13 protein-coding genes and 2 pseudogenes are annotated in these 21,138 nt (G+C 64.5%); 14 read left to right on the forward strand and 1 reads right to left on the reverse strand.

The window, feature by feature from the left end:
* Nucleotides 1-663: 663 nt before the first annotated feature.
* From QC385_RS26545 to holA, 13 genes and pseudogenes are all read left to right on the forward strand, one after another.
* Nucleotides 664-1,860: a DGQHR domain-containing protein gene (locus QC385_RS26545; protein ID WP_279543881.1), complete on the forward strand. Its 1,197-nt coding sequence runs from the start codon at nucleotides 664-666 to the stop codon at nucleotides 1,858-1,860.
* Nucleotides 1,861-2,598: 738 nt separating this feature from the next.
* The gene (locus QC385_RS26550; protein WP_279543882.1) at nucleotides 2,599-6,084 is read left to right on the forward strand and encodes a helicase-related protein; all 3,486 of its coding nucleotides are present in this window, start codon (nucleotides 2,599-2,601) and stop codon (nucleotides 6,082-6,084) included.
* A gap of 1 nt (nucleotide 6,085) precedes the next feature.
* Nucleotides 6,086-8,803: a DUF1156 domain-containing protein gene (locus QC385_RS26555; RefSeq protein WP_279543883.1), complete on the forward strand. Its 2,718-nt coding sequence runs from the start codon at nucleotides 6,086-6,088 to the stop codon at nucleotides 8,801-8,803.
* A gap of 123 nt (nucleotides 8,804-8,926) precedes the next feature.
* On the forward strand, nucleotides 8,927-11,656 hold the full coding sequence (locus QC385_RS26560; RefSeq protein ID WP_279543884.1) for an ATP-binding protein: 2,730 nt from the start codon (nucleotides 8,927-8,929) through the stop codon (nucleotides 11,654-11,656).
* A gap of 255 nt (nucleotides 11,657-11,911) precedes the next feature.
* Entirely contained in the window at nucleotides 11,912-13,474 is a 1,563-nt protein-coding gene (locus QC385_RS26565) for an AAA family ATPase (protein ID WP_279543885.1), read from the forward strand.
* The gene (locus tag QC385_RS26570; RefSeq protein WP_279543887.1) at nucleotides 13,474-14,301 is read left to right on the forward strand and encodes an HNH endonuclease; all 828 of its coding nucleotides are present in this window, start codon (nucleotides 13,474-13,476) and stop codon (nucleotides 14,299-14,301) included. The genes QC385_RS26565 and QC385_RS26570 overlap by 1 nt, the downstream gene beginning before the upstream one ends.
* A 498-nt stretch (nucleotides 14,302-14,799) precedes the next feature.
* Entirely contained in the window at nucleotides 14,800-15,552 is a 753-nt protein-coding gene (locus QC385_RS26580; RefSeq protein WP_279543888.1) for a hypothetical protein, read from the forward strand.
* Nucleotides 15,549-15,786, forward strand: a pseudogene (locus tag QC385_RS26585) (IS5/IS1182 family transposase); the annotation flags it as partial. The gene QC385_RS26580 and the pseudogene QC385_RS26585, both read left to right, overlap by 4 nt.
* Nucleotides 15,787-15,948: 162 nt before the next feature.
* A pseudogene (locus QC385_RS26590) lies at nucleotides 15,949-16,593 on the forward strand (ComEC/Rec2 family competence protein); the annotation flags it as partial.
* A gap of 4 nt (nucleotides 16,594-16,597) precedes the next feature.
* Nucleotides 16,598-17,437 carry an arylamine N-acetyltransferase family protein gene (locus tag QC385_RS26595; protein ID WP_279543889.1) on the forward strand — a complete coding sequence of 280 codons (840 nt, stop codon included), beginning with the start codon at nucleotides 16,598-16,600 and terminating at the stop codon, nucleotides 17,435-17,437.
* A gap of 233 nt (nucleotides 17,438-17,670) precedes the next feature.
* Complete coding sequence (locus QC385_RS26600) at nucleotides 17,671-18,552, forward strand: YceI family protein (protein WP_279543890.1); 882 nt, start codon at nucleotides 17,671-17,673, stop codon at nucleotides 18,550-18,552.
* A gap of 38 nt (nucleotides 18,553-18,590) precedes the next feature.
* On the forward strand, nucleotides 18,591-18,836 hold the full coding sequence (locus QC385_RS26605; RefSeq protein WP_078945276.1) for a hypothetical protein: 246 nt from the start codon (nucleotides 18,591-18,593) through the stop codon (nucleotides 18,834-18,836).
* Nucleotides 18,837-18,936: 100 nt separating this feature from the next.
* Nucleotides 18,937-19,926, forward strand: coding sequence for a DNA polymerase III subunit delta (gene holA, locus QC385_RS26610; RefSeq protein ID WP_179948488.1), 990 nt, complete (start codon nucleotides 18,937-18,939; stop codon nucleotides 19,924-19,926).
* Between the two features lie 202 nt (nucleotides 19,927-20,128).
* On the opposite strand, the gene QC385_RS26615 is transcribed toward holA, so the two are convergent.
* On the reverse strand, nucleotides 20,129-20,554 hold the full coding sequence (locus tag QC385_RS26615; protein ID WP_279543891.1) for a VOC family protein: 426 nt from the start codon (nucleotides 20,552-20,554) through the stop codon (nucleotides 20,129-20,131).
* Nucleotides 20,555-20,642: 88 nt separating this feature from the next.
* Here QC385_RS26615 and QC385_RS26620 point away from each other — a divergent pair, with 88 nt between their 5' ends.
* Entirely contained in the window at nucleotides 20,643-21,038 is a 396-nt protein-coding gene (locus QC385_RS26620) for a nuclear transport factor 2 family protein (protein ID WP_279543892.1), read from the forward strand.
* Nucleotides 21,039-21,138: the final 100 nt, after the last annotated feature.

Consider the following 21,138-nt stretch of genomic DNA (forward strand, 5'->3'; position numbering starts at 1 on the left):
GGGCAGGCACGCGCCTGCCCAGCCCCGGCCGCGCTCTTAACCGGTGATCTTCGAGCGGGTGCTTCGCGCCCGCGCCCACGGCCCTCTTACGCGGGCGAGCGGCAAGCCTCGCTTAGTGACGCTCCTGCCACAACGGGCCAATCTTCTCGACGAGTTCAGCAATCACTCCGGCAGTCAGACCCGTGATCCGCCTATTGCTGATGATCACCGCACGCGCCGAGTTCCCCACCACCCGACCGTGATCAACTACCCAGACTCGACGTCTCACCGCCTACCGTGCACGAGCTCGTTAGTCGCGAATGCGCCCGTCTCGCTGCGAGGTCGGCTCAGTTGTTGCCTGCTGGGGCGACGCCGTGCGGGCCCGAAGGGCTCGAAGCCACCGGGGCCTGTGCCGAGCTGCAAGGCGCCACGTCACCCCGAGTCCGGCATCGCTCTCCGGCAGGAGTTCCGACGCGCTCACGGTCGTGGCCAAGCTCAGGGGAAGCGAGCAGAAGAGAACTATCACATCTGGTCATTTGTGAGATGGGCACGAAATAGGTCCGCCCTCTTGCGTGCAAAAGTAGATCTATCCTTCAGATCTGATTGCCAGATCTGGGTGCACGGGTCCAACCTCTTATCTGGACGCCGCAGCCCGTGGCGTCATCCTGGGAATGAGAGGGAGACATGGGTAAGCAGAGCGTGGCGACCATCCAGATCGCAGGGGCACTGTGTGTGCAGAGGGGTACGCGCATGTTGCAGGCGTTCGCCGATGCCATCACCGTGTCCGATCATCAGAAGGTCGACATTTTCGACCCGGACACCGGCGAGGGCTACCAGCGGGCACCAGTCACCGCCCGGGTGCGCAAGGCAGCCCGGTACTACGACGAGAAGAAGGGCCGGATGCCCAATCCTCTGCTCGTCAACGTCCGTAAGATCGACATGGACGAGGAGCGGGTGGTCATCGTGGTCGACGATGACCACGCGGGATACGAGAACGCCGTCCTTGAAGACGGCAATTGGATCGGCACTGGGCGTATCGAGTTCACCGAAGAGCTGTCGCTGTGGATTTATGACGGACAGCACCGGGCGGGCGGGCTGAACCAGCTGCTCGGTGAGCAGGAGGACTTCGAAGACTTTCCCGTCCCTATCAGCCTCACCTTGGGGCTTGACCCGGGTGAAGAGATGCGCGAGTTCTATGAGGTCAACACGAATGCTGCCAGCGTCAAGACCGATCTTGCATGGCAGCTACTGACCAAAATGGCCGAGGACGATCCCGAGCTCCGAGAGATGCTTGCGGCTGAGGACAGGGACTGGATCACCCGTGCCTACGCCGTCGTGGATGAGCTGGAGAAGCTCGACGGCCCATGGAAAGGCCGGTTCCAGGAGGCCAACCGTCGCAAGACGAGGGGCGACGGGGTAACCATCCCCAAGCCGCAGTTCGCTCGCTCTCTCAAGCCAGTGCTGGACATGCCGTCGTTCAAGCGAGCGGATGCCGCTACCGTCGCGGTCGTCCTCAATGCTTACTGGTCCGGAATCAAGCAGGTCATGCCCGAGCCCTTCGAGGAGGCGTCAGACTACGTTCTCCAGAAGGGTAGCGGCGCCGTCGCACTGCACCGAGTACTGCCCCAGGTGGTGGAAGTCGTCCGAAGCAATGGCGGGCGGCTCGGCCAGCTCCAAGCGTACGCGGAGGTTATGAAGGACCTTCCCACCTTGGAAGGTGAGTCCGTCGACAATGACGGCCATCTGTCGATCCGATCGGGCGCCGACTTCTGGAAGGTCGGTTCGGTTGCCTCGGGATTCAGTGGCGACGCCGGCAGGAGGCGGCTCAGCCTGTTGATCCAGAGCCGCCTGCCCTCTCCTGCGGAGTCCATCCAGCTCTGACACCGGGCACCAAGTCGGCAGCGTCGGTGCTCCTTGAACCGGAGCTGGCTCAGGAGGCACCGACCTGTACGACAAACCGTGATGCCACTCAGCCCTTCGCTCCGTCTTCCGACCGCATGATCGACTACCTCGGGCCGTCGCCTGGGCTGTATGCCTGCTGTACGTGGCCGTACTCAATCGGCTCGTCATCAATGGGCCGTACCGCTGGGCCATCACGCTCGCCGACACCGCCCCGACTGCCGCAACAGCCGGTGGCCCCGCACCGCCAACAGCCGGCTGGCCACTCGTAGCGCCAGGCCGAACAGCCCTAACCGCGCTCTATCCACCTTCGAAAATTGCCGCTAGGGGGAACTTGGTTGATCCTCGCTCTGCCTTGAACGAGTTGAAGGATCTAGCATTCATCGGGCTCCGGCCCGACGGGTGCTGCGCCCCCAGGCCGGGCACAGGGTGATCTCGCCGGCGTATGCGCCAGTCGTTGGGTCGGCGGACAGCTCCCGGGCCACCTGCTCCTTCGTCGGGCGCCGTCGAGGCGCTCCCAGTCCACCTCCCAGCCGCCCGTGTACGAGGAGCGCCAGGCCCACACAGTGACACTGCGCCGATCGGCCAGGTCCTGCGCCCATGCCCGCACAACCGCGGCCCGGGGTGGGATCAGATGTCTCACATTTTTGCCACTCCTTGCCCTTCGCTACTTGGGCTAGGTTTGGCGCTGTTGACGCGGAGGTTACGGAGGGACGGCCCGTGAAGGACGTGAGTGAGCGCGCCAAGAATCGTTTGGTCATGCTCGATGGTCATTTCGCGCACCCCGTGAGAGTGGAGCACGTCGAGCCGATCGGCTCTGGCGTATTCCTCGTTCGGGTTCGTCACGCCAATGGGGCGCCCGACGAAACGCAGATCCTGGAATCTGAGCTCGAGGCCGCCCTGGCGAAGGCCGCTCCAAAACCGGAGTTGGTTGACGCACAGGATCTGTTCCTGTGGGTGGAATCTCAGCGCATCAAACATGCCTTCGCCCATGATCCACTCTTCGCTGTTTCGATGAGCGGTGTTCGGGGTCTGCCGCATCAGATCGAAGCTGTTTATCGGCACATGCTGCCACAACCACGCCTGCGCTTCGTTCTTGCAGATGACCCCGGCGCCGGCAAGACGATCATGGCAGGACTGCTCCTGAAGGAGCTGAAGCTTCGAGGCGCAGTGGAGCGCATCCTGATCCTTAGCCCTGCCCCGCTCACCACGCAGTGGCAGGACGAGATGCTAGAAAAGTTCGACGAACAGTTCGAGATCGTGTCAGGTGAGCAAGTCCGCTACCAGCTTGGCCAGAGCCCCTGGGAACGCTTCCCCCTCGCGATCAGCAGCATCGATTTTGCCAAGCGCGACGACGTGCGGGATGAACTTCTGCGCACGCAGTGGGATCTAGTTGTCGTTGACGAGGCTCACAAGGCATCTGCTTTCACGAAGCGGGGCCGAGACGAGCGAGTCGTGAAGACCAAGAGGTACTCCCTAGTAGAAGGCGTTGCTCAGCAGGCAGACCGGCTACTGCTACTCACAGCAACACCGCACTCAGGCGACGAGGACAGGTTCACTCGTTTCCTTGGGCTACTGGACCCGGATCAATTCTCGACGCCAGATCTTGTGAAAAAGCAGATCGCCAACGAGGGAAACCCGTACTTCCTGAGGCGCCAGAAGGAAGACCTCGTAGACGAACACAATCACGCACTCTTCGTTGAGAGGCACGTTCGGACTCAGCCTTTCCAGCTTTCGACCGCTGAATATGCGCTATACCAGGATGTAACCGAATACGTGAACCGATACCTGGGGCCGAGTGCAGGGTCCCGCGGCAACGCTGTGGCCCTCGCCCGCACCGTTCTCCAGCGTCGGCTCGCATCCAGCCTCGGCGCCATCCGGTCTTCGCTGATGAAGCGCGCCGACCGCCTGAGCGACCTAATTGATCAGCTGAACATGATGCCGTCCGCCGATCGGAACCGGCGCCTTGCCTCCCTCGGGCGCATGCCGGCGGAGTCAGACTTCGACGACGACGGTGAAGCGGCTTCGGACGACATGGACGAAACCGTCGATGACGCGTTGGTCACCGAGGTCACCAGCGCCGAACAACTCTCGCAGCTGCGCGCCGAAGTCAGGGAGCTGCGAAAGCTGGTGGTTCACGCGGACCGGGTCAGGCACCTGGGTGATGAACGAAAGCTGGTGGCGCTGCGCGAATGCCTCAAGAGGGCAGAGTTCGATGAGCTCAAGGATGGCCGGGGCAAGCTCCTCATCTTCACGGAGCACCGGGACACCCTGGACTACCTGGAAGAGGACCTCCGCAAGCAGGGCTACACCGTGTGCACGATCCACGGTGGACAGTCCCCTACGGAGCGAAAGCGAGCACAGCACGACTTCCGGCAGAACAAGCAGATCTGCATCGCTACCGAGGCTGCAGGGGAGGGCATCAATCTTCAGTTCTGCCACCTGATGATCAACTACGACCTTCCTTGGAACCCAGTCCGTCTGGAGCAGCGCATGGGCCGCGTGCATCGGATTGGGCAGAGTGCGGACTGTTGGATCTTTAACTTCTGCGCGACCAACACGATCGAAGGCCAGCTGTTGGCTGGCCTTCACGCGCGGCTCGAAGCGATGCGAGACGATCTCGACGGCCGCGTGTACGACGTGATCGGCGAACTTCTCACCATCAACGGCATCGACTTCGAGCGGCTCGTCAAGGAGACTCTCGCCAGCCCTACTCGTGCCAACCGAGATGCTGCCGTTGCCGCGATCAACCGCCTCAACCCGGACAAGCTGGCCGAGTACGAAAAGGACACAGGCATCGCCCTGGCGAAGAAGTACGTAGACATCGACTGGGTACGTGGCCAGAACTTCTTGTCTGAGGAGCGGCGCCTCATGCCGGAGTACGCAGAGGCGTTCTTCCTCCGAGCCGCCAGCCGTCAACGCCTCCGTGTGGAACGCCGCGCCGACCAACTGCTCCGCATCGAACACGTTCCTGTCGCCCTGCGAAGCGAGGACCTCGCGGCGGTCAAGCATCGCGGCCGTCCGGATTCGGAGTACCGCAAACTCACTTTCAAGAAGGAGGAACGAGACCGCGTTGAGCACGAGGACTCAGTGCTGTGTTCACCAGGTCACCCGCTGTTCGCGGCGCTCGCTGAGTCCCTGGAGCGAGACCTAGCTGCGGACGGCATCCCTCAGGGTGCTGCAGCGTTCGTCGACCCAGGTGCGCGGGCACCCTATTTCGTCCACCTCTTCGCTTACGAGGTAGTCGGTGAGGACCTACACGGGGCCGCGGAACTTGCTTTCGCGGAAGTGGTGGCGGTGATAGAGGATCATGACGGCCTTCATCGGGGACCAGCTGACGTCCTGCACACCCTCACGCCGGCTACCCCCACCGGAGCACGCAAAGCTGCCGCAGTTTCGCCAGAGAAGATCAAGAAGGCGACGGACTGGCTGCGTGTCCAGGTTCAGCTCCCCCGAAGCAACGCGGAACGGATCAACCGCCTGGATCAAGCCAAACTTCGCGCTTCCTACCTTGAGGAAGCCATGGAGGCGCAGAAGCGTCGCCTGGAAGGCCGGTGGGACGTCTACGACACCAAGGTTGCTTCCGGGGACGACTCGTATCGCCTTCAGAGGGACAACACCGCACGACAGCTCCAGGAGCTGAAGCACCGGCGGGCCGCCAAGCTGGAGTCCCTTAACCGCCTCGGCGTCGTGCGTTCAGGCAAGGTGACGCACCTCGGGTCAGCTTCAGTCGTACCGCCCAGCGCGCCAGAGCACCCGGATGTCGACGTCATGCGAGCCAGTAGCAAGGAAGTGGAGGACGCGGCGGTTGAGGTGGCTATGGCCTTCGAGCGACAGCAGGGCTGGGAGCCTCAGTATCTTGGCCATCTGATGGACGGCACCGGCTTCGACATCCGCTCGACGCGGACGCTCCCCGACGGCAACGCGCAGGTGCGCCGGATCGAGGTGAAGGGGCGTGCCGACGCGTCGGGCGATGTGGGCTTGTATCGGACGGAGTGGTATGCCGCACAGCGATGGGCCGCCGGCTATTGGCTGTATGTGGTCTACAGCGCTACCACGAACCCTGTCCTGCTGAGGGTCCAAGATCCATATCATACGCTGCCAAATGTGTCTGAAATCCGGCAGGTTACCGGCTATCGCGTACCGGGAGCTAGCATCCGAGCTCACGCGGTTGTAGAGGCAAGAGCTGCGGAGCGAGAGGAATAGAGTGCGCGACAGCAGTGACAAGCGGCTCATCGAAGACGTCATCCCGATCGATGTCATCAGCCGCACCAGCGCCAGCGAGAAGGTCGGTGGCCGAGTTGGCCATCCCGCTTCGATGCACCTGTGGTGGGCTCGCCGACCGCTGGCGGCTTCCCGCGCCGCTGTCTACGCGGCCCTCACTCCGGCGCGAGGTCGTACGCGCTCACTTGCGGAGGAGTCGGACTTCTTCGAGGCCCTGTGCACCTGGGGAGGCGACGAGCACGCCATACGAACTGCGCGCAGTGAGGTGTTGGCGACGAGCGAGGACGGCCCTCCCAAGGTCGTGGACCTCTTCTCCGGAGGAGGTGCCATTCCCCTCGAGGCCCTACGCCTCGGGTGTGAGGTCACCGCCAACGAACTGAACCCTGTGGCTCACCTCATCGAGCGGATGCTCATGGAGTTTCCACAGAGCTACCCAGGCCTTGCAGACGACGTCCGCAAGTGGGGCAAGATCTGGGTCGACCAGGCATGGCAGGACCTGGCGCCTTTTTACCCGTCCGTCGACGGCGGTACGGGTCAGCAGGCCTTCCTCGGCGATGGTGGGAGTGAACGACGCCTTCCTCTGGCATACCTGTGGACGCGGACCGTGCGTTGCCCCAACCCCGCTCCTGGGGTCCCTGAGCACGATGCTCACCTCGTACGTCAGACCTGGCTCGGTCGGAAGAAGAACCGATTGGTTGCTCTGAAGCCAGTGGTCGACCACAGCACCTCTACCTTGCGCTACGAAGTCGTTACGGCGGCGAACGAGGCTGACCTTGGGTTCGACCCAGCCGAGGGCTCCCGGGGAGGTGAAGTGGCTTGCCGCATCTGCGGCGCGCCGGTCAAAAGCGAGTACGTGAAGAAGGAGGCACGCGCCGGACGGATGGGGACAGCGCCGCTCGCAGCCCTCGCGGCCAAGCCGAGTCGGAAGGGGCGGGACTACTTGGCCGTCGGCGAATACGAACTGCCCGACGATGCAGAGTGTCTGAAGCGTCTCGAAGAGCTTCCTGTCGCCCCGCTGGACGAACCGCTTCCCGGCACCATGCGTATCACCGGGGGCACGTGCATGGTCTACGGCTTCTCTCACTACCGTGACCTGTTCACGCCGCGCCAACTTCTCGCTCTGAGCACGATGGCTGCCGGCATCCGCACTGTGTACGACAAGGCCTGTGCCGAAGGCATGGACTCCGGACGCGCGGGTGCCATGGCCACCGCATTCGCCATGGCCCTGAACAGAGTCGCCGACCGTCTCTCGAACCTGTGCCGGCTCGACACAAAAAACGAGGGCGGAACGAACACGTTCGCCCGCCAGGCGCTGCCCATGGTGTGGGACTTCTACGAGGCCAACCCCTTCGCGGGCGCATCAGGGGACATCCGTAAGTACCTTAGAGAGACCGCCGATCTCATCGAGCGGCTGTCTACGCTGCCGAACGCCGCCACCTGCCTGCGAGGGTCGGCAGCGTCTCTCCCGCTGGCCGATGACTCACAGGACGCGGTGATCACCGACCCGCCGTACTACGACAACATCTCGTACGCAGATTTGTCCGACTTCTTCTACGTGTGGCTGAAGCGGTCGGTCGGCTTCCTGTACCCCACACACTTGGGCGGAGAGTTGACGCCGAAGAAGAAGGAGGCGGTGGTAGCGGCCTACCGCCACTCCGGGAACAAGAGCGAAGCCCGCCAGCACTACGAAGATCTCATGGAGCAGGCCTTCACCGAGGCTCATCGGGTACTCAAGCCGGGCGCTCCGCTCGTCTGCGTCTATGCGCACAAGACCACCTCGGGATGGTCCAGCCTCGTCGAGTCGCTCAGGACCGCGGGTTTCACCATCACCGAGGCTTGGCCCCTGGATACAGAGATGCCCGAAAGGGCTGTTGGCCGAGGAACTGCCAGCTTGGCCTCGTCCATCTTCCTCGTCGCTCGCAAACGCCAGCCCGACGCCGGCGTTGGCAGTGAGGCCGACGTTATGGTTGAGCTGGGACAGATCATCATGGAACGCCGAGCGAGACTTGAGGAACTTGGCATCACGGGTGCGGATTTGGTCATTGCGACAGTCGGGGCTGGCCTTCGCGCCTTGACCCGCTACGAGCGCGTCGAGCAGGACAACGGTGAAGTGCTGCCTGCTGAGACCTTCCTGGAGATGGTCCAGAACCGGGTTCTTGACGCGATCGTTGATGGGCTGGCTGGCACGGACCCGGTCACCCGTTACTACCTAGCAGCTCAGTTCTCGTACGGGTACGCGGCCGTTCCCTTTGACGAAGCCAACAACCTGGCCCGCATGGCCGGTGCCGACCTCGACGGCCCTGGTGGGTTGACGAACGGCCCCAACCCACTCGTGGCCAAGGTCAAGTCCACGGTCGTCCTCAGGGATTTCGAGGACCGCGGGGATGATCCGCGCTTGGGACAGCCCAACACGGAGGCAAGCGGAACCATGCCTCTCTACGAGGTTGAGTCGTCTGTCGCACCGCCCCTCATCGACGTCGCGCATGGAGTGCTTTGGCGTGCCGAGTACCAGCCGAGGCAGATTCCCACCTACCTCATGTCCGTAAACGTCGACGTCGACGCGGTCCGTCAGGTCATTCAGACCTTGGCCGGCCGGGCCCTGCGCTCCAGCTCCAGTGCGTCGAAGAGTCGAGAGGCAGCCGCAGCGGAGCGGCTGCTGGCGTCGTGGAAGACGATGATTGGTGATCGAGGACTGGTCTGATGTGCGGGCCGTCCGTAACGTTGAGGCACAGGGGGTTATGAGGCTGTGAGTTCGAGCTATCGTTTGTCGCCTTGGACAGAGGTCGCACGCCCACATGAAGATGTGGCAGCGGGTGTCCTCGATATGGGCACCTACGCAGCCAACCTGTCCGCGGTATTCCGCGGCCGCAAGGGAGTCTCTCCCGTCTATGCAGACGCTGGCCGGTTCTTCCAGGCGACGTACCTCACCGGGAAGATGGGCGAGCTGCTGACGGACGTCATGGACGTGCTCGCTGGCGGGACCGGGTCTCACGTTCTCCAGCTTCGCACCCCTTTTGGCGGCGGTAAGACGCACAGCCTTGTCGCACTGCTCCACCTGGTCCGTAACCGTGCCGCTTCGGTTGCTGCGTGCCCGGAGCTGAAGGACATCGCCGACCCCGGCGAGGTTCAGGTCGCCGTACTATCCGGTGAGGAGCTCGATGCCCTTACTCCGGCAACAGCGACTGGAACCGAGACGCACACTCTGTGGGGGGAGCTTGCCGCACAGCTCGGACGCTACGAACTCGTAGAAGAGCACGACCGAACGGGCGCTGCACCGGGTGGCGAGGTGCTGCGCCAAATCATCGGCGAAAGCCCGACCCTCATCCTTCTCGACGAGGTCTTGATCTACGTGGAGAAGGCCATGGTGGTTGCCAAGGGAGAATCAAACGCAGGCCGGCAGGCCATGCTGTTCCTCCAGGCCCTCACTGAGGTCGTCAGCGCTCAGCCGAACGTGGTCATGGTCTACAGCCTCCAGGCCAGTGTTGGCGAGGCTGTCGGGGCTGAAGGGTTGCTGAGCGACCTGGACAAGCTCGTTGCCCGGGTGGACTCCAAGCGTGAGCCGGTTGCAGGCGACGAGGTGCTGCGCGTCGTCCAACGGAGGCTTTTCGCCGAGCTTGGGGACGACGCTACTCACCAGGAAGTTGCCCGCTCCTACTCCGACCTGCTGCGGAAACAACTGCTTGCTGCAGCGGAAACGGGTGACGCACGCCGGGAAGCTGATGCAGCTGCCGATTCTCTTGAAGAGCGGATTTTGGCTGCTTACCCCTTCCACCCAGAGCTACTGGATCTGATGTACCACCGCTGGGGGTCCTTGATCTCCTACCAGCGAACTCGTGGTGCCTTGCAGTTCTTGGCCGCCGTTGTGCACGCCTTGTGGAAGTCGGGTGCGAAGAGCCCGCTCATCGGGCCCGGGGATATCGACTTCACCGACGAGGCAACCCGAGGCGCATTCTTCTCGCAGGTTGGTGAGCGCGAGCGGTACGTGTCCGTGCTGTCGAGCGATGTCACGTCGGACGGTGCCGGATGCGCGACCGTCGACCGCACCCTCGGGGCCGACAGCCCCATGCTCGCTCAACTCCGAGTGGGCACTCGCGTCGCCTCTGCCATCATGCTCTACAGCTTCGGTGCCCGCGAGGGCGAGGACCGTGGTGTCCTTGAGACGGACCTCGTCAAGAGTGTGCTAGTTCCAGGCTTGACGCGGAATGTCGTTGTGTCCGCATTGCATGACCTGCGTGAGGAGGAGCTGTACCTCCACTACACGGGACGCCGCTACCGGTTCGAGCCGACGCCGAACCTGACAAAGCTCGTGCGGGACGAGGCCACCAAGCTCAGCTCCAACGAGGTACTTGCCGAGGTTCGGGGCGAGCTGGAGAACCAGCTGCGCGGTAACAAGGGGGTGGCTCTGTGGCCGGAAGCACCGAGCGGTATCCCTGATGAGCGACCTGTATTTACAGTCGCCTACCTGCATCCGGACTGGTCAGAGGATCGCGATGGACAATCGAAGTTCATCGAGCAGGCAGGTAAGGGAGCGCCTCGGCGATACCGCAACGGGCTCTCTCTGGTGATTCCAGACAAGGGGCAGTTTGACCTTGCCCGTCATGCCGTAAGGCTACGTCTGGCTGCTGATTCACTCCTGTCGAAGGCTAGGCAGTACAACTTCAGCGTCGAGCAGATCGAAGAGCTCAGGGAGAAGTCCGGCAACGCACGGCGAGACGGCTCCGCGGCCATCGGCGCCGCATACAGCACCGTGACCATTCCTATCCGGTCCCGGACGGGCGATGCACCATACGTGCTGGAGACTTCTGACCTCCGCACGATGCTCGCAGCGGGACGAGCCCTTCACGAACGGGTTGTAGAAGCCCTAAGCCAACGAGTGTTCAGCTCCATCACCGCAGCGAAGCTGGTTGCGCTGGCCGGCCTGGGACCAGACCGAAAAGCCGTCACATGCGCCGACCTCGTGGACTGGTTCTACAGCTACTACGACTTCACGAAGCTTTGGGACAAACATGCCGTTGCCTCTGCTATCGCCAAGGCAGTCTCGGAGGCGGAGCTGGGCTATGTGGTGGGCATCGTGCGGGAAGGCGAGGGCATCGTTCCTCGGGACGCTCGCCATGTCTGCTTCGGGGAACGCCTCACAGTTGATGAAGTCGACCTGTCAGACGACGCGGCGATCCTCTGGCAGGACTACGCCCGCGAGTTCCTTCTCACGGCTGTCGAGCCGACCCCAGAGGTCCCTGAACCCGACCCAAAGGGTCAAGCCAAGCCGCAGCCCGCTCCTCCCGCCCCATCCTCGACCCCGCAGGGGAACAAGCCGGGTGCGGGCAGCGGGGGACCAAGCGATGTTGTGCGAGTGGCCAACGTCAAAGCCGTCGTGGAACGATCTGGCCTTTTCAACCTTGGCCGGTCCCTCTCCTGGCTACGGGACGAACAGGGTTCTGTGCGCATCGAAATCAACATCCATGCCGAAGGCGAGTTCGACCGCGCTTCATTCCTGAATGGATTTTTGGAACCCATCGAAGAAGCAGCTGAAGATCTCGACATTAATACGCAATAGAATCGACATACTCTGGGATGCCTCACCATCCCATCGGTCGTTAACGGGCCAGTGCTCCCGGCCGCTTCTGCCGGTTCTAGGTAGAGGGACCCAAGTGCGGCCCCTACTCCCACGTAAAGAAGGTGTGGGCGGCGAGGGGCCGCAACCTGCCGGGGCCGCTGGAATGGCCGAGGCCGGCCCGACTACTGGCCGCCCGTGCGGTTGCACGGGTGGCGGGCGGTCATTGACCGTGTGGGAGCGGGGGGCGGAGGAAGCATGCAGTTCACAGTCGTGGAACGGGGCGGTCAGCAGCCCAAAGGCCTGCGGTCCCATGCGCTGCTCGTGAGGGACGCCTGGAACGACTTCGGTTTCGCGACCATGTTTCACCTGGTGGTCTACGACGAGAGCGGCCGCCGACATGGCATCGGTGAAGTGAAAATCGGCGAGTTCGGGATGCAATCCGGGATCGAGTCGAGTGCCAAGCGTCCAGGCCGCATTGTCCGAATGCCCGAGTCTTTTCAAGAACTCGGACCACGGCACTTTTCCCTAGGGCAGGATGATTCCTACTACGAGCGCCTACGCCAGCTCGGAGACAATGTGCGTCTTTCTGTGCTGTCCGCACTGAAGGACGTAGCCTTTAGTGAAGATATCTTCAATCGTGCCCAGCACGAGAAGGTGACCGTCGAGTCCCTCATGCGATTCGTGAAGCCGGCCGCTGTCACGGAGCAATATCGCCGCATTGCTCAAGGCGGTGCCCGAGTATCTAGCTTCCAAGTGGCTTATGAGGCCCCGGCCCCCGCTGGGGGCAGAGGGAAACCTGTGGTCTTGCGTTTTAGCGTATCACCGAACTCGCGACCATCGACAAACATTCATGTGCTAATTGGCCGCAACAGTGTCGGAAAGTCCTTTCTCCTCAACAGGCTTACGCGTGCGGTCGGCGTCTATCAGGCTGATCCACGTGAGGTCGGCCGCATCGTTGAAAGTGACCGGGGTACTCGCAGCTCCTTTGCGAACTTGGTCAGTGTAACCTTCAGCGCGTTCGACGAGTTCCCACTCATCAGCGATGACGATGTGGCCATCTCCTATGCCTATGTAGGTCTACGGGTCCCCTCCGCGAGCACTCGGACGCCACGGGTAAAGACACCGGCTCAACTCAAAGAAGACTTCGCCAATAGCGTGGAAGCATGTCTGACCGGGGAACGGTCAGGCAGGTGGGCGAAGACATTGCGGACTTTGCAATATGCCAGCGCTGGCTTTATCGAAGAAGACTGGGTGGCGGACTTCCAGGCCACGCAGAACGCAACTGTCCGTAGACGCAAAGCGAAGCAGTTGTTTGCCGGCCTCAGCTCAGGCCACAAAGTCGTCCTGCTGACGATGACTCGCCTCGTAGAGCACGTGACAGAGCGATCGCTTGTGGTCATAGACGAACCCGAGTCCCATCTCCACCCGCCGTTGCTGGCCGCGTTCATTCGCACCTTGTCCGATCTGCTGACTGAGCGTAACGGACTAGCCGTGGTCGCCACCCACTCGCCGGTGGTTCTCCAGGAGGTGCCCGCGTCCTGCGTCTGGAAGCTACGTCGTTTCGGCAACCATATGGCCGCGGACCGTCCAACCCTCGAGACTTTTGGCGAAAACGTCGGCGTCCTCACCCACGAGGTATTCGGATTGGAGGTGACGGATTCCGGATTCCACCGGGATCTGAAGGCGGCCGTTCGCCAAGGGCTGTCATACGAAAGCGTGCTCCGGCGATTTAGCGGACAGCTGGGTGGCGAGGCCAAATCCATCGTCCGATCTCTCATCGCAGTCCGTGATACCGGCGAAGCGGAGGGCCAGCTCTGATGCGCCCCGTGCAGGCCCCGGATCTTTCGGCACGCGAAGTCTATGCGCTCTGCATCAGCAAGACCCTGCCGAAAATCAAGGCGCGACTGCAAGTCCTGGAGGAGGACGTAGTCAACGCCGCCCACCAGTTCGAAGCTGCCGCCTCCACAGCAGACCTTCATACCTTGGCTACGCTCAAGGCCAGTCCTTCTGATGAAGCCGACAGGGCTCAGCTTACAAAGAATTACACGAGACGCCTAACGAACAAGGATCACCCGGCGAGAGACATATACGACGAGCTGAAGATCGCAGGCAGCCTATGCCCTCTCTGCGCTCACCGTGATGTGGAAACTCTCGACCACCAGTTGCCAAAGTCGCTGTACCCCTTGCTGGCTGTGGTGCCCTCCAACCTGGTCCCCGCTTGCCGGAGCTGCAACACGTTGAAGAGTGATGCAGACCCTAAGGGATCTTTTGATCAGACGCTGCATCCCTATTTCGATGACATCAGCAAAGAACAATGGCTCTTCGCGCGAGTCCATGAAGTAGCCCCGGCATGTGTCTCATTCCATGTAAAACCACCAGCAAGCTGGGATGAGGTCCTGACGGCCCGGGTGCACTGGCACTTTCAGATGTTCGACCTTGCGGAGCTCTACGGAAACCAGGCCGGCCGGGCGATGACTAGCCTTCGCTACGTCCTGAAGCGTAAGGCGCCCTCCAGCATCCCCAGCTATCTTCAGGATGAGGCTGACGGCGGGGCCGACGAAGACCTCAACTCGTGGAAGACGGCCATGTTCCAGGCTCTCGCTGGAAGCTCCTGGTACATCAACGGTGGCTTCGCGCTGGAATAGGTGAGCCACCGCGTTGTCAAGCGCCGCTGATCTCGTCACGACTCCACGGAAGCTGAGTCCATGGGTTCGGGAGTGGCTCGATGCTTCCAACTGCAGGACGCGATCTCCGTGCTCGAACTCGACCGGGTGCCGGACGTGTCTCCGGAGGAGCTGAACGGGCATGGCCTCGGACTGAAGGCTGCCCAGCAGGACCGGATGGAACACATCTCGTGCAGGTCGAGGCGTCTTTCCCAGCGGACGGTGCTGTCGTACCCCTTGTCACCGAGCAAGGCGTCGGGGCACCTACGTGGTCGTCCGGGTTTGCCGGCCACCGGCATGATGCCGTCGACCAGGGCCAGGGTCGGGAATGGTCGGCGGTGCTGCTCCCCACCCCCGGGTGGCATGGCGGCGGCTTGCTGGTCCCAGCCGAGTGCGGCCTTGCCGTTCCGGACCGCGAGTTGCCCTGCAACCGTCGCGAACACCGGGCCGGGCTCGCGCGACTGAGGCAAGCTCAGACACATGGATCTCGCAGGCATAGGAGCAATTGCGGCTGCTGGCGTCGCCCTTGTCGGTGTATCCGGGGCACTCCTGGTGGGCCGTTGGCAGATGAAGGCAGCGATGCAGCAGGCGCAAAAGACCTACGATGCGGCTGTTGACGCAGTGCGGTCGTCCGCCGTAGAGGCCCGCGCTCAGTGGGTGAGAGAAATACGGAGAGAGTCATATAGCGCTTTCCTCCTCGCCATGGATACCACGCAGATCGCTATTGAAGAGGTGCCGACCGAGCACGGGCCTCCCAGTGAAGAGATAGCCGCAGCAAGAAAGGGCGCCCTTATAGCTTTGGCCGCCCTTCGTCGCCAATTCGCCATTATTCAAATCGAGGGCCCCGATCCGGTTGCCGAAAGCGCCAGCAACATTGTCGACACCCTGAACAAGTACCTCAGGAGGTCGGATCGACTAAGGGCCGTCGGTCGACATCAAGCGAAGATTGCGGTGGCTTATAGGCATGCGGACGACTCATTCGACCGAAACTCGCCACCCCTGCGATTGAGAACGGTTCATGAGATGGTGATGCAGCGCCCGCACTATAGGCCGGGCTGGGAGACCTTGCGTGAGATCACACGGACGGAATTTCCACAAATACCGCAATGGGAAATACAGCAGTACCAGAATCTATTGCACCAAAACCTGAATCAATCTGAGGTGGTTGCGGAGCTCACGACGAGGCGAACGTCGTTCCTCACAGCCGCGCGCGCGGCCTTGCATGACGCTTGACCCTGCGCCAGCTCGCGCCATCGTTCGGAATCTCGAAGTCCGCGGCCGACCGCATCGCACCGCTGCTCGCGCTGCGACCGTATCGAGGTTCCGCAAGGACGCCGTACTCATCGTGGATGCCACGCGTGACCACGCGGTGGCCGAGCAGTCGAAGACCACCAACCACCAGGTCGTCATTGGCGTACGAGGCTGGTCGTCGCTGTTGGCCAGCCTGTGCCGGGCAACCGCAACGATTGGGGGCGCGGCTCATGCCTCGCCAGGAGATCGCGTAACACGGCGGACCAGTGTCTCAGTGTCGCTTCCTTGAACCGTGATAACCCATCTAGTGCTGCAGAAGCCCGAGCTGGGAAGCCTCGTCCTCGTAGATGTCTCATGAGACATACCGAACGTAAAGAACACGTCCACGCCGATCATGTGGCGGGCCTGCCGGGGGTGCTGCGGGGACGGGCGGTGGGCGCGATCGAGACGACCGGCTTCGAAGAGCCCGCCGACCAGGCCGCCTTCGTACGGAGACAGGCGGCGGCCCGGCGGGTTCCCGTGACGCGGGCCGCCGCCGGGGAGCAGCGCCGCACGGGGGAGTTGTCCTGGCAGGTGGTGTGGCCGCCCCCGAGCCGGCCCCCGGCCCCTCCACCGGGCTCGCGTCCGCACCTGCTCCCGGCCCACCCGGCGCCGGAGGGGCCGAACGACGCCAGTGTCGCCATGCTGGTCCGGTCGGCCGGGCTGCGCCTGCTGCTCCTCGGGGACCTCGAACCCCCGGCCCAGCGGGCGCTGGCGAGATCACCGGCGGCCGAGCAGCTGGAGAGCGTGGACGTGCTGAAGGTCGCCCACCACGGCTCGGCCTACCAGGACCCCGGCCTGATACACCGGGCGGCCCCGCGGCTGGCCCTGATCAGCTGCGGTGCGGACAACAGGTACGGCCATCCGGCGCCCGGCACGGTCGCGGCGCTGCGCGCCGGGGGTGCGGCGGTGCTGCGGACGGACCGGGACGGCGCACTGGCGGTCGTAGGAGGGGGCGGGGAGCTGAGGGTGGCGCGAGACTGAGGGCATGAAATCAGCACAGGTTGATGCCTATCTCCGCCGCCTGGGAGCCGAGCACCCGGCGTGGCCCACCGTCGACGTGCTCCGCGAACTGCACCTGCGCCACCTGCGGACCGTGCCGTTCGAGAACCTGTCGATCCATCTCGGCGAGGAGATCGTGCTGGAGGAGAAGCGGCTGCTGGACAAGGTGGTGGGCGTCCGGCGGGGCGGGTTCTGTTACGAACTAAACGGAGCCTTCGGGGCGTTGCTGGCCGCTCTGGGGTACGACGTGACGCTGCTCGCCGCGCGGGTCTACGGGGACGAGGAGCGGCTCGGGATCCCGTACGACCATCTCGCGCTGCGGGTGCGGACGGTGGACGGGGGCGACTGGCTGGCCGATGTCGGGTTCGGGGCGCACAGCCATCTGCCGCTGGCGTTCGGGGAGAGGGGAGAACAGCAGGATCCCGGGGGCACGTTCCGGATCGTCGAGGCACAACCGGACGCGGCGGGGGTGCGCGGTGGGCACGACACGGTGGAGGCGGCGGACCTGGACGTGATCCGCGACGGCAGACCGCAGTACCGCCTGGAGGTACGGCCGCGGGTGCTCGGGGACTTCGTGGCCGGGGTGTGGTGGCACAGCACGTCGCCGGTGTCGCACTTCACGCGGTCGCTGGTCTGTTCGCGGGTCACGGAGGACGGAGGGCGGATCACGCTCAGCGGCCGGAGGTTCACGGTGACCGGGGCCGACGGCGGCCGTCAGGAGCGGGAGCTGGGGACGGACGAGGAGGTCCTCGGGGTGTACCGGGAGCGGTTCGGTATCGAACTCGGCTCGGTGCCGACGGTTCGGGGCAGCGGCCAGGAGAGCTGACCCAACCAGAGGGCACGGAAGGGAGAAAAGGGGTGATGCGGCGGCGAGAGAGGAAGAGGCCGAGGGGACATAAGGCCCACTTGGGTCACATGGTGCTACTCGTGCGTAGTCCCAGCACAAGTGCTGGATTCCCGTGATGTGGTCTGGTGTTGCCTCGAATGCCTCATCGGTGGTCGAATGCCTCCTCGGTTAACCGTGATCAAACAGCTGACTTCGAGTCGCGTGAGGTGTCCATGATCGGCCGCTGGCTGGGAAGCCGAACCAATCGAGTGCAACGGACGAGTCCCCTGGCGGCGGTGCTGATGCCGCCGAGCGCCGGGGTGCTGGCCTGCCGGGCACTCGACCCGGTCAACGAACCGGTCACACACGCGGAGTTCGCAGTCACCGACACCATGGGGCGTCCCGTGGTCAGCGGGGGAGCGGATCCGTTCGGGTCGTTCATGACGACGGTGCCCGCGGGGGAGTACCGGCTCGCCGTGTCGGCGGAGGGGTACACGCCGTACCGGGCGACCACGCAGGTCGCCGAGAACTCGCTCGCGTCGCTCGGTGACGTGAGGCTCCAGGTGGCCCGGCCGGCGGAGCTGCCGGGGCCCGGCGACTGGGAGATCGAGTCGGCGCACTCCTCGATCGGCTTCACCGCGCGGCACATCGGACTCGCCCGGATCCACGGACAGTTCAAGTCCTTCGCGGGAGTCATACGGATCAGCGAGCCGGTGGAGCATTCGGCGATGCACGTGGTGATCGACGCGGCGTCCATCGACACCAACATGAGGATGCGCGACGACCATCTGCGGTCGGCGGACTTCCTGGACGTCGCGAAGTTCCCGACCCTCGAGTTCTACAGCGACCGGTTCGTGCACAAGGGCGGGAACCGGTGGGCCGTGACGGGGGCGCTGTCGCTGCACGGCGTGACGCGCACGGTCACGCTGGACACGGAGTACCTGGGGCAGGGCAACGGCATGGAGGGCGAGGTGCGGGCGGCGTGCCGGGCCACGACCGAACTGCACCGGGACGACTTCACGGTGAGCTGGCAGACGATGCTGGCCCGGGGCATCGCGGTGGTGGGACCGAGCATCAAGGTCGACCTCGACGTGCAGGTCGTGCGCAAGGGCTGAGCGGCCGGGCCGTCAGCCGGTGTCGGACAATGGCCGGCGTGAGTGATGTGCGACATGTGCTGGTGCTGCCCGACCGTGATGCCGCGGAAGAGGTGGTGGAGGCGCTGCGGGAGCGGTTCGCGGTCGTCGAGGAGCCGCAGCTGGTGCGGGACGCGCTGGCTGGTGAGGACGATGCCGAGGACGCGCAGTGGCTGGTCGTCCTGAGGGACGAGGAGGAGCGGCTGGATCCGGGGGAGCTGGACCGGTTCGCCGGTGAGTGGGAGGGCTGGCGGGAGGAGCCGTAGGCCTCTGGGGGTGGTCCGCAGGGGCGGGAGCCGTAAGCCCTTCGGGGCCCGTTGCCAGTGCCGCGGGGGATTGTCAGTGCCGCGTGGGATGCTTGTCGCGATGGCCAGGAAGACTGCGAATGACGACCCTCTCGCCCCCGTGACGCTCGCCGTGGGCCAGGAGGAGCTGCTGCTCGACCGTGCCGTGCAGGAGGTGGTGGCCGCCGCGAAGGCCTCCGACGCCGACACGGACGTACGGGACCTGACCCCGGACCAGTTGCAGCCCGGCACGCTCGCCGAGCTGACGAGTCCGTCCCTCTTCGCGGAGCGCAAGGTCGTCGTCGTACGCAACGCGCAGGACCTGTCGGCCGACACGATCAAGGACGTGAAGGCCTATCTCGGGGCGCCCGCCGAGGAGATCACCCTGGTCCTGCTGCACGCCGGCGGGGCCAAGGGCAAGGGGCTGCTCGACGCGGCGCGCAAGGCGGGCGCGCGCGAGGTGGCCTGCCCGAAGATGACCAAGCCGGCGGACCGGCTGGCGTTCGTGCGGCAGGAGTTCCGGGCGGTGGGCAGGTCCGCCACGCCGGAGGCGTGCCAGGCGCTCGTCGACGCGATCGGGAGCGATCTGCGGGAGCTGGCGTCGGCGGTGTCGCAGCTGGTCGCGGACGTCGAGGGGACGATCGACGAGGCGGTCGTCGGGCGGTACTACACGGGCCGGGCCGAGGCGTCGAGCTTCACCGTCGCCGACCGGGCGGTCGAGGGACGGGCGGCGGAGGCGCTGGAGGCGTTGCGCTGGTCGCTGTCGACCGGAGTGGCGCCCGTGCTGATCACGAGCGCGCTGGCGCAGGGCGTCCGGGCGATCGGCAAGCTGTCGTCGGCGCGTGGCGGGAGGCCGGCCGATCTCGCCCGGGAACTGGGCATGCCGCCGTGGAAGATCGACCGGGTGCGGCAGCAGATGCGGGGCTGGACTCCGGACGGGGTGGCCGTGGCGCTGCGGGCCGTGGCCGAGGCGGACGCGGGGGTGAAGGGCGGCGGGGACGATCCCGGGTACGCCCTGGAGAAGGCGGTGGTCACCATCGCACGGGCGGCGCGGTCCAGGGGCCGGGGGTAAGCCCGGCAGGACTCCTCGCTCCGGTCACCTGGGTCGCCGCCCGAGCAGGACTCCTCGCTCCGGTCACCGGGGTCGCCGCCCGAGCAGGACTCCTCGCTCCGGTCACCGGGGTCGCCGCCCGAGCAGGACTCCTCGCTCCGGTCACCGGGGTCGCCGCCCGAGCAGGACCCCTCACCCCGGTCACCTGGGTCGCCGCCTCAGCTCAGACCACCGGCTCCCCGATCCCCAGAAGGTTCCCCTCGCTGTCACGGAACCAGGCGCCGCGTTCGCCCCGTGCGCCCTTGCTCGGGTAGTTCCCCTCGATCTCGGCGATTCCGCCCTCCGTACGGAAGCCGGGCACGTCGACCTCCTCGAAGACCACGCCGCGGCGCTTGAGCTCCGCCACGGCGGCATCGATGTCGCCGACCTCCAGCGCCATCTGCGTGAAGGTTCCGGGTGAGGCTCCCGTGGACCGGAACAGCACGAACTCCGCGCCGCCGCACCGGTACAGCAGCCCGCCGGGCCGTTCGTCGGCCGGTTCCAGGCCGAGTTTCCCGGAGTAGAAGCGCCGTGCCCGGTCCAGGTCCTGGGCGGGAAGCCTGGTCGCCACACGGGTCACGGCCAGCACGTTCCTGTCGTCTGCGTCCATGTCTCCACTGTGCCGCCGGAGCCCTCCGGAGGGAGAATCGGGAGTGCAGCAGCCGTACTCGCCAAGCGACGGAGAGGTGGCGACGGACATGGCTGAGCACCCGCACGCAGCGTTGGTCCGCAAGGGATTCGAGGCCTTCTCGAACGGTGACATGGACACCCTGCGCGAGCTGATCGCCGGGGACGCCACCCACCACGTGCCCGGCGATCACCCGTTGTCGGGCGACTTCAAAGGGGTGGACGCGATCATCGAGATGTACGAACGGCTCGGCGCGGAGACCAACGGGACGGCGCGTGCCGAGCTGATCGGCATCTGTGTCGACGGCCGCGGTCACGCGGTCGGGATGACCCGCTTCACGGCCGAGCGCAACGGCAAGCACCTGGACGACACCGGATGCATCATCTTCCGGATCGTCGGGGACAAGGTCACCGACCTCGACGAGTGTGTCGAGGACATCGACACGAACAACGACTTCTGGTCCTGAACATGCCGAAGGCCGGGTGCCCTCCCATGGGGAACAGGAGGACACCCGGCCTTCGCTTCAAGCTGTTGGATCCGCGCCCGCGTGGCGAACGCAGGCCGCG

This window comes from Streptomyces sp. DH10 (genome assembly GCF_029813805.1).
Lineage (GTDB): Bacteria > Actinomycetota > Actinomycetes > Streptomycetales > Streptomycetaceae > Streptomyces > Streptomyces coeruleofuscus.